The 13,475-nt window shown below is 70.7% G+C and carries 14 protein-coding genes; 10 read left to right on the top strand and 4 right to left on the bottom strand.

Annotation, left to right across the window (positions count from 1 at the left end; translation table 11 throughout):
• Positions 1-2: 2 nt before the first annotated feature.
• The 3 genes from ACWFQ8_RS07790 to ACWFQ8_RS07780 all read right to left on the bottom strand — a co-directional run bounded on the left by ACWFQ8_RS07790 (position 3) and on the right by ACWFQ8_RS07780 (position 2,721).
• Positions 3-551 (bottom strand): hypothetical protein, encoded by a 549-nt coding sequence (locus tag ACWFQ8_RS07790; RefSeq protein WP_453785310.1) that lies wholly within the window; start codon positions 549-551, stop codon positions 3-5.
• An 88-nt stretch (positions 552-639) separates the two neighbouring features.
• On the bottom strand, positions 640-909 hold the full coding sequence (locus tag ACWFQ8_RS07785; RefSeq protein ID WP_453785309.1) for a hypothetical protein: 270 nt from the start codon (positions 907-909) through the stop codon (positions 640-642).
• A 60-nt stretch (positions 910-969) separates the two neighbouring features.
• A complete protein-coding gene (locus ACWFQ8_RS07780; RefSeq protein ID WP_453785308.1) occupies positions 970-2,721 on the bottom strand; it encodes a conjugal transfer protein in 1,752 nt (583 codons plus the stop codon).
• Between the two features lie 268 nt (positions 2,722-2,989).
• On the opposite strand from ACWFQ8_RS07780, the gene ACWFQ8_RS07775 reads away from it, so the two are divergent.
• From ACWFQ8_RS07775 to ACWFQ8_RS07745, 7 genes are all read left to right on the top strand, one after another.
• Positions 2,990-3,424 carry a hypothetical protein gene (locus ACWFQ8_RS07775; RefSeq protein ID WP_453785307.1) on the top strand — a complete coding sequence of 145 codons (435 nt, stop codon included), beginning with the start codon at positions 2,990-2,992 and terminating at the stop codon, positions 3,422-3,424.
• 48 nt (positions 3,425-3,472) lie between these two features.
• Entirely contained in the window at positions 3,473-4,099 is a 627-nt protein-coding gene (locus ACWFQ8_RS07770; protein ID WP_453785306.1) for a hypothetical protein, read from the top strand.
• Positions 4,096-5,118, top strand: a complete 1,023-nt coding sequence (locus ACWFQ8_RS07765; protein ID WP_453785305.1) for a hypothetical protein — start codon at positions 4,096-4,098, stop codon at positions 5,116-5,118. The genes ACWFQ8_RS07770 and ACWFQ8_RS07765 overlap by 4 nt, the downstream gene beginning before the upstream one ends.
• A 73-nt stretch (positions 5,119-5,191) precedes the next feature.
• Positions 5,192-5,596: a DUF4913 domain-containing protein gene (locus tag ACWFQ8_RS07760; RefSeq protein WP_453785304.1), complete on the top strand. Its 405-nt coding sequence runs from the start codon at positions 5,192-5,194 to the stop codon at positions 5,594-5,596.
• Positions 5,597-5,787: 191 nt separating this feature from the next.
• On the top strand, positions 5,788-6,480 hold the full coding sequence (locus tag ACWFQ8_RS07755; protein ID WP_453785303.1) for a hypothetical protein: 693 nt from the start codon (positions 5,788-5,790) through the stop codon (positions 6,478-6,480).
• A gap of 6 nt (positions 6,481-6,486) precedes the next feature.
• Positions 6,487-8,583: a peptidoglycan DD-metalloendopeptidase family protein gene (locus ACWFQ8_RS07750; RefSeq protein ID WP_453785302.1), complete on the top strand. Its 2,097-nt coding sequence runs from the start codon at positions 6,487-6,489 to the stop codon at positions 8,581-8,583.
• Between the two features lie 212 nt (positions 8,584-8,795).
• Positions 8,796-10,532: a type IV secretory system conjugative DNA transfer family protein gene (locus ACWFQ8_RS07745; RefSeq protein ID WP_453785301.1), complete on the top strand. Its 1,737-nt coding sequence runs from the start codon at positions 8,796-8,798 to the stop codon at positions 10,530-10,532.
• 376 nt (positions 10,533-10,908) lie between these two features.
• On the opposite strand, the gene ACWFQ8_RS07740 is transcribed toward ACWFQ8_RS07745, so the two are convergent.
• Positions 10,909-11,511: a TetR/AcrR family transcriptional regulator gene (locus ACWFQ8_RS07740; RefSeq protein ID WP_453785300.1), complete on the bottom strand. Its 603-nt coding sequence runs from the start codon at positions 11,509-11,511 to the stop codon at positions 10,909-10,911.
• A gap of 116 nt (positions 11,512-11,627) precedes the next feature.
• On the opposite strand from ACWFQ8_RS07740, the gene ACWFQ8_RS07735 reads away from it, so the two are divergent.
• From ACWFQ8_RS07735 to ACWFQ8_RS07725, 3 genes are all read left to right on the top strand, one after another.
• Positions 11,628-11,858, top strand: coding sequence for a hypothetical protein (locus ACWFQ8_RS07735; RefSeq protein ID WP_453785299.1), 231 nt, complete (start codon positions 11,628-11,630; stop codon positions 11,856-11,858).
• 84 nt (positions 11,859-11,942) lie between these two features.
• A complete protein-coding gene (locus tag ACWFQ8_RS07730; RefSeq protein WP_453785298.1) occupies positions 11,943-12,656 on the top strand; it encodes an AAA family ATPase in 714 nt (237 codons plus the stop codon).
• A 168-nt stretch (positions 12,657-12,824) separates the two neighbouring features.
• Positions 12,825-13,418, top strand: a complete 594-nt coding sequence (locus ACWFQ8_RS07725) for a flavodoxin family protein (RefSeq protein WP_453785297.1) — start codon at positions 12,825-12,827, stop codon at positions 13,416-13,418.
• Positions 13,419-13,475: the final 57 nt, after the last annotated feature.

Below are 13,475 nucleotides of genomic sequence, written 5' to 3'. Positions count from 1 at the left end.
ATTCATCCTGCGGTCTCTGAGTGTGCGGATACGGGGTTGCCCGGGAACGGCTGCGCGGACGGCGCCCGGGCCGCGAACGAGGAACCGTGTTGCGCCGCCGTGGCCAGCGCCTCCTCGTACTGCCGCTGCCAGCGCGGCGAACCCGGCTGCCAGAGGATCACCTGCCAGTGGAGTTCCTCGGGCTCCCGGTCGGCGGCCAGCCCCTGCAGCCGCTTGGGCTGGAACCAGAAGTCGACCCAGACCACGACCTGCTGGCTGAGGGTGAGCGCGGAGGGCAGCGGTCGCCCCCACACGAAGTAGATGCCGACCGGCGGTCCGATGTAGAGCACCGACGTCACCACCGAGATGCCCAGGAAGGGCAGGAAGGCGGAGAGCGAGAGCAGCGTCACCAGCCAGACGATGGCGAAGCCGAAGGCCGCACCCAGAGCGGGCAGCAACAGACCGGGGAGCGGGATGTTGCCCCAGTTCCAGATGCGCTTGGGCCGGTTGAGCAGATCCGTGTGGTCGTAGGCGACCATCGGCTCTGGTGCGTCGGACGTATCCTGCGCCATCAGCCGGTCCCCCTCTCTGACGTGGTTGCGGGCCGTGGGCCGCGGGTCACAGGTGCGGGCCGGACGGATGTACCGGCCGCTCCCGGGCTCAGCTCTTGGCGCCGCCGCCACCGATCTGGCTGCCGAGGTCGATGAGCAGACCGGCGAGACCGGTCGCACCACCGATGATCAGGGCGGCCAGCGCGATCATGCCGAAGCCCTGGAAGGCCTCGCGCATGCCGTCGCCGCGCTTCATCGACAGCAGCATCCGGATGCCGAGGATCAGCAGGGCACAGATCGCCACGGTGGTGCCGATGCCCATGAGGATCTTCTGGATCTCGCCGAACATGTCGTTGAGGGTGGTGGCCGCCAGGTACATGGCGTTGTCCTTTCACTGAGGTGCGTGGGAAGGGTGTGGGGGCGCGTCGGTGAGGCGCGGTCAGGGTTTCTTGGGCGCACCGGCGGCAACGGGGGCGGGCGCGGCGGGTGCGCCGTCCCCGCCGGCCGAGGGATTCTCCTCGGGGGCCGGAGCGGCGGGCGGCGCCGTCGCACCGGCGTCCGCGCTGCCGCCCGTGGGGTCGAGGACCCCACCGCGGATGTCCTTGATGAACCAGCCCTGGGCGGTGTTCACCAGGGTCAGGCGGTAGGAGCGCTTCACGGTCGTGGTGGGGGCGGGGGTCCCCTTCAAGGCGGCCGCCACGCCGCCCCAGGAGACCGTCGCCCGCGCCTGGACCGTCTGGCCCTGCCCGTAGGTGATGGCGGTGTTCGGTTCGGTGCCGGCCGGGGCGAGCGCCACGACCTCCTGGACCTCGGGCGAGGCCAGCGCACCGGCCAGGCCGGTGGTCGCCGACTGCGACGCGTCGGTCGTCGTGAAGCGGGTCAGCCCGGTCGCGTCGGAGGCGGCCCAGGCCTTGAAGAAGCCGGGCAGGACCTTCCCTTTGAGCTGGTCGGAGAGGGTCTGGTCGACGGCTTCGTCGCCCTGCTTCACCACCGGCACGCTGCCGCGCGAAGCGAGCGGCATCTCACCGACGTTGCCCGCGATGCGCAGCCCCGAGCCGGTGGCCGGGTCCTTCACATACACCGGTACGGACAGGGTGGTGATGCGGCCGGTCGACAGCTTGACCTGGATGCCCAGGTAGCGGCCGTTCGCCCCGTACTCGGGAAGTTCCTCGATGGTTCCGTCCCACTTGGCCTGCTGGACGCTCTGGGTGCCCTGGCCGGTGATGCCGCAGTCGCGGTCCACGCCCGAGGAGGCGTAGCGGGTCAGGGCGTCGCGGCGCTTGTCGGCGTTCTGCGGCGAGTAGGTCATGCAGAGCGTGACGTACTCCTCCGCGAAGGTCGCGGCGGCCTGGGTCGGGAACTCCGTCAGCCGGTACCGGGCCACCTCCTCGTCGTTCAGGTCGGCGCCCTGCACCGCGACGGACGACTTGCCGATGACCAGGCCGGCGACGCCGCAGGAACCCAGGGCGAAGGCGCACGTGGTGATCAGCAGGGCGGCGCGGACAGCCACATGTGTACGACGGCCCTGCGCGGGCAGCCGTCCACCGGGACGCGGAACGTCGAATCCCGCGTCGACGGCGGTGCGGGCGGGGGTCTTGGACTGCGACGCGGTGGAAGCGGCGGCAGCCGGGACGCCGGAAGGGGAGGCGGAAGGGGAGGCGGAGGTAACTGCGGACGCTGAAGCGGACCGGGGCGGCGCGGACGCGGTGGCCGCGCTGCCGCCGCGCCCCTGCTTGCGCCCCTCGCGCTCGGCCTTCCTCTGCTCGTAGGCGGCCTTGCGCACGGCCCTCTTGGCATCCTGCTCTGCCTTGCGCCGGTCCTTCTTCGACTCGCCCGGGGGCTGGTTCGCGCGCGGCGGCAGTACCGGTACGGCCGCTTCACCGGGCGGGACGTTGCCGGGCCGGGCGGTGCGCACCCAGGCCGCGGCCACCTGCGCGCGGGCGGCGTCCGAGGACTGCTGCGGCGGCGCAGGGGGGTTGTTCGGGTAGCCGTAGGGAGCGGACGCCTGCCGCTGGGACAGCGGAGCCTGCTGGCCCTGCTGGAACTGGGCCTGCTGCCCATGGTGCTGCGGCGGGTGCTGCGCTCCGGCGGGACCTCCGGGGCCGAAGTGCCCTCGCTGCCCGGGAGGCTGGGCCCCGTCGACCCCGCCAGCAGAGCTGTTGTGGTCCGTCATCGAGTCCGTCTCTCCCACGCGTGTGATCCCCTGCCGCCGGCCTACCGGTTGGCGGGCCCCTGGTGAGGCCAGGTGCGGAACGGCAGTGTGGCAAATGAAGACGACAACGCCTCTCCCCTTTTCCCCGTCGGGAAAGAGCGAGGAAAGCCGGGGAAAGAGTGGGGAATCCTCGGACGGGAGTCCCGGGGCCCCGGAACGGGCAGGGCCGCCCAGCGCTCCGCCAGAATGAGCGCTCGTGCCCCGGTGACGGGCACCGAACCGTCCCCGACCCTGCTAAGGACGAGAGTTGAGCGACCAGTACGCCCTCCCTCAGGCGCCCGCCGAGGCGGCGCCCACCCCCGTGACCGAGGCCCAGCACGCCTGGATCGACGGCTACGAACCCGGCAACCCCTGGCAGTCGAGGCTCTGCCTGAGCACCCCGCACGGCACCGTCTCGTACCCCCTCACCCCGCACACGATGCCCGAGCTGCTGGAGGGCCTGGTCCTGGTGGCCCAGGCCCAGCAGGGGACGGCCGGGATACCGGACCATGACGAGGACGCCGCGGCCGCCGGCCAGGACGACGGCCCCTCCCAGGTCTCGGGGCTCCACGACGGCCGCGCCGCCCGCATGACGGGCTGGGCAGTGGTCCACGACCTGTGGGAACAGGGCGACGCGAGGGTCCGCTTCATCATGGGCGCGGTGGTGGTGGGGCTGCTGCTCCTCGGGATCGTCCTGTCCTGACCGCATGCCACGATGCCCCCACGTATACCGAACGAGGAGCTTGAGACGATGCTGACGGAGACATCGGGCCGCACGGCCCAGGACCTGGCCGCTGAGCTGGACGCCCTGCGCGGCGTGGACTGGGCCTCGGTGTGGGCTGGGCCGCCGCAGGGCGGTTCTCCGGAGTTCCGCGCGTGGTGCGAGCGCTACGGCTGGGAGCCGCAGACCTTCGACCGGCAACTGGTGGTGCGCACTCCCACGGGCGGCCGGCTGACCTTCCAGTCGGGTGGCTACTGGAACCCGGTCGAGAGCGTGTCCCACTACGGGTGGCAGGTGAAGGCCGGCGCAGCGGACGAGAACGCCGCCGTGCTCGCTCTGGCCGCCGAGACCTGGCCTGAGTACGCGGCAGCGGCTGCCGGGGTGCTGAACGCACCCGCGTGGGCCGGCTCCTGGGACGCCGAGGACTTCCCGGAGCCCCCCGCGCCCAGCTACTGGCCCGACCGGGAGTTCCGGCTGAAGAGCCGCCGCCCGTACCGGTTCGCCTACTGGCGGGGTGCCGGTGGCGGTGCGGCCGCGCCGTACATCCTGCTCAGCCAGTCCATCGCGTTCCCCACCTGGGCCGCGGACATGCCGGGCGCGTCAGCCATCTCCCTGGAGGTTCACCCGCCCGTCGGGGTGCTGCGAGCCCTACGGTGACGGACTCGACGCCCCCGACCCCTGAGGAGATCACCCGCGCGATCTTCCTCCAGGAGGCTGACCGTGCGGGCAAGCCGCGCACACCGGCCGAGGCGGCGGCGGTGACCTCCCGCATCTACGCGGACTGGCGGACCGCCCACGCGCAGGGGCGTGCCACCCCGGACATCGCGTCGTTCGTCCGGGACGTCGCCGCGAACCAGTCCGTCACCAACGAGGATCGCGGCATCACGCGCGCCTTCTGGTCGTGGAAGTCCCAGCCCGAGGGTGCGCCCCAGGTCGTGGACCACCGCTTCCTGGCGCAGGCGTGCGGCGAGAGCCGGTCCTACCAGGTACTGGAGGACAGCCCCGCCGGGCGGCAGCTGGACGCGTACCAGCTGTGGGAGCCCCTGGTGAAGGAGGCACTGGTCAACGACTTCGCCCTGGACGTGGCGGACGTCGATGCCCTCGCCCCGGAGGTATGGACCACCATTTCGGGGCGCTACGCCGAGGCGGCCGAGGGGCCGGCCGTCGCCTTCTGCGCCGACATCGGGGCCGGCTCGATCCTCGGAAAGGACGAGCTGCCGCGGCTGCTCGCGCACGAGAAGGTCGGCAAGGAGAATGTCGGGTTCCCGCTGCCCGCGCCCCGCCACGAGCACCTGCCGTCCGAAATCGACGAGTTGATCGCCAACGACTCGCTGCGCTGCCAAGTGCGGATGGAGGACTTCGACGCCCGGAACACGTCACCGAGGGACTTCGCCGCGAAGCTAGGCGCCCTCGACGTACCCGAGGGCCTGCAAGTGGCGCACACGGCCGCCCTCTTCCGGCTCTCCTCGGCCACCAGCTACGACGAGCTGACCGCACCGGCCGCCCCCGAGCTGCCGAAACAGCGGGCCCTGCCCGCGCGGGCCGGTGCCTTCCTGCCCGGCGTGGCCATCCGGCCCACAGCTGCGTTGCCGAGCCCGCGCGGCCCCTCCACCCACGGTGTGGTCAATCCCGTGGCGGCCGAGGTGGCCTCGAAGCCGGTCGGCATCGAGCACTGACCTGCCGCACTGCCGCCCGCCCGGCGGGCCCCGCATCCGTCGACCGATGACATCCCGCATGGAAGGCTCACGCATGAGCACGACCGCCGAGACGCAGCAGACGTCCGACGACGAGGTGGAGTTCTACTTCGCCGACGTCTTCGTCTTCGTCTCCGAATACCTGTCGCAGATGGTGCGGCGCCGCGTGAACGGCTCGGCCGCTACCTGGTGTCCGCGCTGGTGGGAGCACCCCGAGGCGGGCGCCCGGCTCTCCGCGCTCTGGCTGGCCTGGGAGCATCTGCGGCACGACCCTGCCCTGGGCATGTCCACCTGGTGGCTCCACCACGCCGATCCGCACCTGCGGGTGCTGATGGACGCGGACATGGGTCCGTTCGCGGCCTGTTCGCCCAAGGACGGCCACACGGCCTACCCCTTCGAGCCGCTGCCCGTCGATCCCTGCGGCCGCGAGGAGGGCAACCCCGACGCGTCCGCGTCATGAGCAGGACCGGTGGGAGTTCGGGAGACGCCTCCACCGATTCTTCGCACAGGCTTCGTGCTCGCGCCCCGGCCCGAACCCCCCGGCCTTTCCTCGTCCTTTCCTCGCTTTTCCTCGCGAGGAAAGGGCCTGCGCCATCCGCCGTCCCTCCCCCTACCGTGTCCGGGCGACCTGACTGAGGGAGGCCCGGGACGGTGGAGTCACCTGCCGAGAACAAGCGAAGCGCGGCACTTGCCCTGGCGATCCTGGGCGTACTGCTGATCGTCTCCCTGGTGGTCCTCACCGTCTTCGATGGCGAGGACGACACGGAGAACCCGCCCCCGAGCAAAGGCTCCCCGACGGCCGGACAGGGCAAGGACGCCGGTACGGCCGGTGGCGGCGGCCCTGACGGTGAGGACCAGCAGGCCGGTGCGGGCGGCGCCGATACCGTCCCGCCCATCGTCACGCCGGAGGAACTGGCCGAGGCCCACCGCGCGATGGCCGCCTACATGGCCGGTCTGAGCACGTACAAGTACACCGATCAGAGCGCCACCTGGGCGAAGCCGCTGCTGGAGCTGACGGTCGGGGACGACCAGATGAAGGGGCAGACCGTCCTTCCCACGGGCAAGGACTGGGCCACCTGCCAGGCGGTCCGCTGCTCGTCCTCGGGGAAGGCCTCCGTGATCCGCGACGGGATGATCGCCCAGGACCTGGTCAACGGCGGCGGCAGCCTGGTGTCCAGCGTGGTCTCGCTGACGTCGACCCGTACCGAGGACGGCAAGCAGACCCGTACGGAGACCAACTCCTGGCTGGTGAGCTCCCGCAAGGAGGCCGGCGCCTGGAAGGTGTCGGCGTTCAACCTTCAAGGCCTGGGCAACGTGGGCGCGTCCGACAAAGCGGGGGAGTGACGGTCGATGGTGGCTCCTGCCGTACTGGCGGCCGCGTCGAAGGCAGCCAAGGTGGCGCGGACGGCCAGGATGGCCGCCCAGGTAGCCGGAGGGCAGGGCGGCGGTGGCGGCGGCAAGAAAAAGGGCAACGGCAAGACGCTGCTGCTCGTCGGCGCCGGCGGCCTGCTCCCGATCGGCGGTTTCGGCTTCCTCGGCATCGTTCTGATCAGTGCCCTGATCGGCGGTGTCGGCGGCGGAGCCGCCCAGGCGGCCTGCGGCAACTACGCCGAGAACGCCGCCAGGGGCAACACCGGCGACCAGGCGGCCACCAACCCGATCATGCCGGCCGGCAAGATCTACCTGCCCAGCGAGACGGCCCTCAACGAGATACCCCCGCGGATGATCCTGGCCTCGATGCGGGCAGCGGCCCGCTACGAGGGACTCGACTGGACGATGATCGCCGGTCAGATGTACCAGGAGACCAAGTACGGCCAAGACCCGTCCGCCGCCCCCGGGGGCAAGAACAGCGCCGGCTACATGGGCCTGCTCCAGTTCGGTAACGACGCGTGGCACGACTACGGAGCCGACGGCAACAACGACGGCAAGAAGGACCTCTACAACATCGACGACGCGGCGTTCGCCGCCGCCAACTTCCTGCACGCGATGAAGGTCGAGACGAACCCCTGGAAGGCGCTGCTGAAGTACTCCGGCTCGAACTCCGACAACACCGTCTACCCGCGGGTGGTCCTCACCCAGTCGGCCCGCTACCGCGGCAACCTCACCGGCGAGAAGAACCTCATCGAGGGCTGGTACGCGCACCTGAAGGCGACCGTGGACAAGAACCCCGACTTTCCCACCCTCGGTCAGCAATCCGACATCCCCGCGCCGGTCGGCAACGGCGCCCAGCCCACCGAGGCCCTGAGCATCAAGGCGTCCTCACCGCGATCCTGGTCCACTCCGCCCTACGGCCGTGACACCGGGCAGGCGCAGGCCGCCTCGTACGGGGACAATCCGACCGGCCAGGACTCCCGGAGCAGCCGGATCCAGACCGTGGCGTTCTCCCGCCCCCTGCTCAAGCCTGCCGACCCGCCGGCCCAGGACGGCAGGAGCTGGCAGTGGCCGCTGAAGGAGGGCTCGTACACGATCGGCACCAAGTACCACCAGACCGGTTCCAGTTGGAGCCTCGGCTACCACACCGGTCTCGACCTGCGGGCCAACAGCGGTACGCCGATCTACGCACCCGCCGACGGCAAGGTCATCAAGGTGAGCAGCGGCGGCTCGTACGGCAACGAGACACACATCGAGCACGCCAACGGCGTCGTCACCCTGTACGCGCATCAGACAAAGGCCATGGTCTCCCAGGGCGCCTCCGTCAAGCGCGGCGACCAGATCGGCACCGTCGGCAGCACCGGCAACTCCAGCGGCCCGCACCTGCACTGGGAGGTCCGCCTCCCGGGCGTCGACAACCCCTTCGTCCCCGGCCAGGACAACGGTCCCGGCATGGTCGACCCGGAGGGCTGGCTGCAGGGCAAGGTCTCGGCCAACCCCGACTACGGCACCGTGCCCGGCGGCGACGGCAGCACGGGCAAGGACGCCGAGTACGCCAACTGCGCCAAGAACGGCAAGGGCACCCCGGTTCCCCCGGACGGCACCGTGACCGGCGTACTGCCGGGAGCCGACGACCCGGTGGTGCGGGGGGCACTGCGCTGGGCGCAGCGCGGCATCGGGCAGCCCTACGTCTGGGGTGCCCCGCGGCTGCAGGGTGACAGTCCCGTGTCCTTCGACTGTTCCAGCTACACGCAGTGGATCTACTACCAGGCCAGCGGCGGCAAGATCGATATCGGCGCGGTCACCTACGACCAGGAGGACAAGCTCCGTCCGTACAAGGTCGATCTCAGCGAGGCGCAGCCAGGCGACGTCATCTTCTTCCGCCCCAGCAGCAGGGGTTCGGAACACGTGGGCATCGTGTGGGACCCGGCCGGCAGGAAGATCCTCCACGCCCCCCGCGCCGGTAAGAACGTCGAGTTCAGCACCTGGGACGTGCAGGGTGCCATCACCGGCGTGTACCGGGTGCCGATCCCGCCGGGCACCAATCCCACCGAGGGCGGCGGGGAGCATGCGTAGCGGAAGTTGATGCACAGGCACAGTGCGCTCGCGCTCGTGGGCGGTGCCGTGTCGGCCCCGGGACCGGTCACGGGCTGCGGTGGCCTGTGTTCTCTCTACCCGTACGACGACATCCCGGAGTTCACCGGCAACGGACACGGAATCCTCCGGGACGAGCAGGGTCTCTTCGTCTTGCGTGCCACACCCGCTCCAGCGGAAGGAAAGTCCTGATCATGACCGTCCAACAGCAGAAGAAGCCCCGCTCCGACGACGACTGGACGACCGAGATCGTCACGCTTGCCGGCTCGGTCCTGGCGCTGCTCTGCGGTGCCTGGTTCGCCGCCCGCCTCGGCGCGTCCTTCGGCAGCGAACCGGCGCCGCCGGGCAACCCCTTCTCCTTCGCGGTGTCCCTGGTCACGGGTGACTACTCCTGGCCGCACGGCGCGGCGAACGCGGTGGCCGCGGGCGAAGCGGTGCTGCTCGCCGGGGCCGCGACCGCGGTGTACCGGATCCGTCAGCACATGCGCAACAAGCCGGACGTCGACAGCGCCGCCCGCCACCTCGCCCACGGCGAGGAACTCGGCAAGCTCACCATGAAGGGCGCCGCCGCCACCGCCGAACGCCTGGGCGTGGACAGCAGGTCGCCAGGCGTCTTCATCGGCCGCTCGCTGCGGGGACGGCAACCGCTGTTCGGCTCCTTCGAGGACATGCACGTCGACATCTGGGGCCCCCGTACCGGCAAGACGACCCGGCGCGCGATCCCCGCGATCCTCGACGCCCCGGGCGCCGTCCTGGTCACCTCCAACAAGCGCGACGTCGTCGACGCCACCCGCGGCCCGCGCCAGGCACGCGGTCAGGTCTGGGTCTTCGACCCGCAGCAGGTCGCGCAGGAGCCGCCCACGTGGTGGTGGAACCCGCTGTCGTACGTGACCGACATCGCCAAGGCCCGCAGGCTGGCCGACCACTTCGCGTCGGGCTCGCGGGACGCCGATGCCTCCACCGACGCGTTCTTCGACCCGGCCGGACAGGACCTGCTCGCCAACCTCCTGCTGGCGGCGGCCACCGCCAAATCCCCGATCACGCAGATCTACACCTGGCTGGCCAACCCGAAGGACGACACCCCGGAGCGCATCCTGCGCGGCGCGGGACACCTCATGCCGGCCGACTCCCTGGCCGGCGTGATCACCGCTCCGGACAAGCAGCGCAGCGGCATCTACGGCGTGGCCCAGCAGATGGCATCCTGCCTGGTCAACACCGAGGTCAACCGGTGGGTGACGCCGAATGCCCACGACGACGACCGTCCGGAGTTCAACCCCCGCGCATTCGTCCGTAGCGACTCCACCCTCTACTCGCTCTCCCGCGAGGGCAGCGACTCGGCGGGCCCGCTGGTGACCGCCCTGACGGTGGCCGTCGTAGAGGCCGCCGAGGAGTACGCCACCACCCAACGCGGGGGCCGGCTGTCGCGCCCACTGGTCGGTGTCCTGGACGAGGCGGCGAACGTCTGCCGCTGGCGCGCCCTGCCCGACCTGTACTCGCACTACGGCTCGCGCGGCATCATCCTGATGACGATCCTCCAGTCCTGGGCCCAAGGCATCGAGGTATGGGGCGAACGCGGCATGGAGAAGCTCTGGTCGGCCGCGAACGTGCGGGTCTACGGCGGCGGCGTCTCCGACAACCGCTTCCTCGGCGACCTGTCCGAGCTGGCGGGCGAGTACGAGCTGCGCGAGTTCACGACGACCCGCGAGACGGAGACGGGGGGCTGGTCCGGCAACCGCACCATGAACGAGTCCGTACGCCGCGACCGCGTCCTGAAGGTCTCCGATCTGGGCGCGATGCCCCCCGGCCGGGCACTCGTCCTGGCCTCCGGCACCAAGCCGGTCCTGGTCGAGACGATCCCATGGTGGGAAGGCCCGTACGCCCGAGCGGTCAAGGCGTCCCTGAACAGTCACGACCCGGGCGCCCGCGCCTGACGGCGGCGCCGCGTTCCCGCAGCGCCCGGCCGGACGACCGGACCCGGCCGCACCGGGCCGTCCGGCGGGAGCGGGACGGCCGATGTCCAGCGGGTTGACGGCGGAACTGCCCTGCTGCCACCTTCGGATGCCGAGCGGGCAGGCATGGGGCGACCGGACCGGAGCCGTTGTGGAACTGAGGCCCGCCAGGGTGACCGCCGGAATGCCCGCCGACGATGTCCGCCTGCGCCGGCTGCTGGGGCGGCGAGGTCGCCGTGGCGGGTCCGCGGACCGCGGGGGAGTGTCGCGAGCACCTGATGCGGGGCTGCCGGTCGCGGCAGTTGTGGCCCCGCGGTCGGGAGGCGGCTCCGGGTGACCGCGAGGCTGGTGGGGTGGGTCAGGGGGTGGGGGGCGGGGTGTCCTGCGGGTCCGGGTGGGCGCCGCGTTCGGCGAAGTCCACGAGGAACGCGCGCAGGGCTTGCTGGGCTTCCTCCTCGTGGGCCTGGGGGCCCATGGCCAGGCGGGCCAGCTGGGGCATCGCGGTGGGCCACGCGCCCAGGCCGATGATGGTGATCAGGAGGTGGCCGGCCTCCTCCAGGGTGCAGCCCCTCGCCTCGGCCAGGCTCTGGGAGGCGTTGGTGTACCACTCCAGGCGGCCCGGGTTCTCCTCCACCAGGGAGTCCCCGTAGTACAGGGCCTCGAACATCAGCAGCCGCAGGAACGCGGGGTCCTTGCGGTGGAAGTCGTAGATCCTGCCCACGTACTCGCCGATCGGGCCTTCGCCCGGCCGTACGGTCTCCGCCAGCTCCACCAGCGCGCTGGCCAGCACCACGTTGAACAGCTTCTCCTTGTTGCCGAAGTAGCCGTAGATGCGTTCTTTGTTGACTCCCGCCTTCGCCGCGATCCGGTCGACCCGTCCGCCCGCGATGCCGTACTCGGCGAATTCCGCCCTCGCGGCCTCCAGGAGGAGCCGCTTCGTCCTTGCTGTGTCCCATGCCATGGCATCCAGGGTATGCCAAAAATTCAACTAGATGGTTGGACAGGTCGCAGAGCGGTGTGCAAGACTCCAACCATCCAGTTGGGGGAGGCTTCGAAACGAAGCGGAAGGGGTTTCTCTTGTCCTTGTCCCGTTCCACCCCGTCGGTGCACATGCGGGCGTTCATGACCTGGGCGGCCGTATATCCGACGATCACCGTCGTCATGATCCTCATGCGACCGCTGCTCGGCGGACTGCCACTGCCCGTGCAAACCCTCGTACTCACGGCGATCGTGGTGCCGGTGGCCGCGTACTGGCTGCTTCCGCTGCTGATGCGGCTGAACGCCAGGCTGGCCGGCGGATCCCGGTGACAGACCAGTAGGACCAGCACGACGAAGACCGGTCCCGTGCCATCCGGCGGGGCGGCACGTATCGAAAGCGAAGGATCAAGCAAGGTGAGAATCTCGATATCCGGCACCTACTCCGCCGGCAAGACCTCGACCGTGATGGCGCTGTCCCACTACACGGGTGTCCCGCGCACCCTGGCGCGGACCATCCGGGAGATCCTGCCGGACACGTTCCCCGGCAAGGCGCTGGCGGACGTGACCCCGGCCGAGTTCCTCCAGCTGATGCTCCGCAGGCACTCCGGCCGCGTCGCCGAGGAGGCCAAGCTCGGCCAGAACTTCATCTCCGACGGGTCGTCGCTCCAGGAGTGGCTCTACGGTGCGGCGCGGGTCATCCACGGGATGAACCCCAACGCCACCGCCGGCAACGAGGGCGGTCGGGTGACCGAACCGAGCACCGCCGAGATGGAGTTCTTCGCCAAGGTCGTCGAGCAGTTCGGTTTCGCGCTGAAGCAGCACGTCAAGGACACGTTCGACGCGTATGTCCACCTGCGCCACGAGCTCCCCATCGCCGCGGACGGCCACCGTCCGATGAACGAGGGCTTCCGCGCCACCATCGACGACATGCTGCTCGCCACGCTCGACGAGCTGGAGATCCCGTACCACGTCGTCAGCGGCACCATGCCCGAGCGTCTTGAGACCATCGCCGGAATCTTCGGTCTCGACGCCGTCATGAGCACCGACGAGGCCATCGAGCTGGCCTGGGCGGACTACGGCCGCCAGGACTTCCGCATCGAGACCGACCGGGTGCCCAGCGCGGTCTGACCGGCCCGTCCGCGGATTCCGCCGCGCCCCCGCGCCCGCGCCCCGCGGACCCGATCCGCGGCCCCCGCACTTCACGCACGCCACGCAGCGCACGTACTTCACGCACGCCACGCACCGCACGTACTTCTCTTCTTCCTTTATCCGTACCGAAATCCTGTGAGGACTCCTGTGACCCAGAAGCCGAACATCGCCATCGCCTACCACTCGGGATTCGGGCACACCGACGTGCTCGCCGCCGCCGTCGCGACCGGTGCCACCGAGGCCGGTGCCGACGTCACCCTGGTGCGCGTCGACAAGATCGACGACGCCCAGTGGGCGGTCCTCGACGCCGCCGACGCGATCATCTTCGGCTCGCCGACCTACATGGGTTCCGCGTCCGGCGCGTTCCACGCCTTCGCCGAGTCGACCAGCAAGCGCTGGCTCGTCCGCACGTGGCAGGACAAGGTCGGCGCCGGTTTCACCAACGCCGCGTGCAAGGCCGGTGACAAGCACTCCACCCTGGCCTACTTCGGCACCCTGGCCGCCCAGCACGGCATGAACTGGGTGAACCTCGGTCTGCTCCCGGGCTGGCACAAGAGCGACGAGAGCGAGAACGACCTCAACCGCCTCGGCTACTTCAACGGCGCCGCCGCGGCCACCCTGGCCGACCTTCCGCCCGAGGGCGTGCACAAGGCCGACCTCGCCACCGCCGAGTACCTCGGTACCCGTGTCGCGCAGCACACGGCCGTCATCCTCGCCGGCCGCGCGGCCGTCGGCGCCTGACCGCTCCGCCAGCGCGAGCACGTGCACGAGCACGTGCACGAGCACCCCGCACTTTCC

This window comes from Streptomyces sp. NPDC055254 (genome assembly GCF_053606025.1).
The sequence above is the reverse complement of the archived record's forward strand: the minus strand, read 5'-3'. Positions and strand labels throughout refer to the sequence as shown.

Bases quoted from the DNA above. Each gene is read 5' to 3' on its own strand.
- ACWFQ8_RS07785 (WP_453785309.1), bottom strand. From the start codon at position 909: ATGTACCTGGCGGCCACCACCCTCAACGACATGTTCGGCGAGATCCAG.
- ACWFQ8_RS07745 (WP_453785301.1), top strand. From the start codon at position 8,796: ATGACCGTCCAACAGCAGAAGAAGCCCCGCTCCGACGACGACTGGACG.
- ACWFQ8_RS07790 (WP_453785310.1), bottom strand. From the start codon at position 551: ATGGCGCAGGATACGTCCGACGCACCAGAGCCGATGGTCGCCTACGAC.
- ACWFQ8_RS07740 (WP_453785300.1), bottom strand. From the start codon at position 11,511: ATGGCATGGGACACAGCAAGGACGAAGCGGCTCCTCCTGGAGGCCGCG.
- ACWFQ8_RS07770 (WP_453785306.1), top strand. From the start codon at position 3,473: ATGCTGACGGAGACATCGGGCCGCACGGCCCAGGACCTGGCCGCTGAG.
- ACWFQ8_RS07750 (WP_453785302.1), top strand. From the start codon at position 6,487: ATGGTGGCTCCTGCCGTACTGGCGGCCGCGTCGAAGGCAGCCAAGGTG.
- ACWFQ8_RS07760 (WP_453785304.1), top strand. From the start codon at position 5,192: ATGAGCACGACCGCCGAGACGCAGCAGACGTCCGACGACGAGGTGGAG.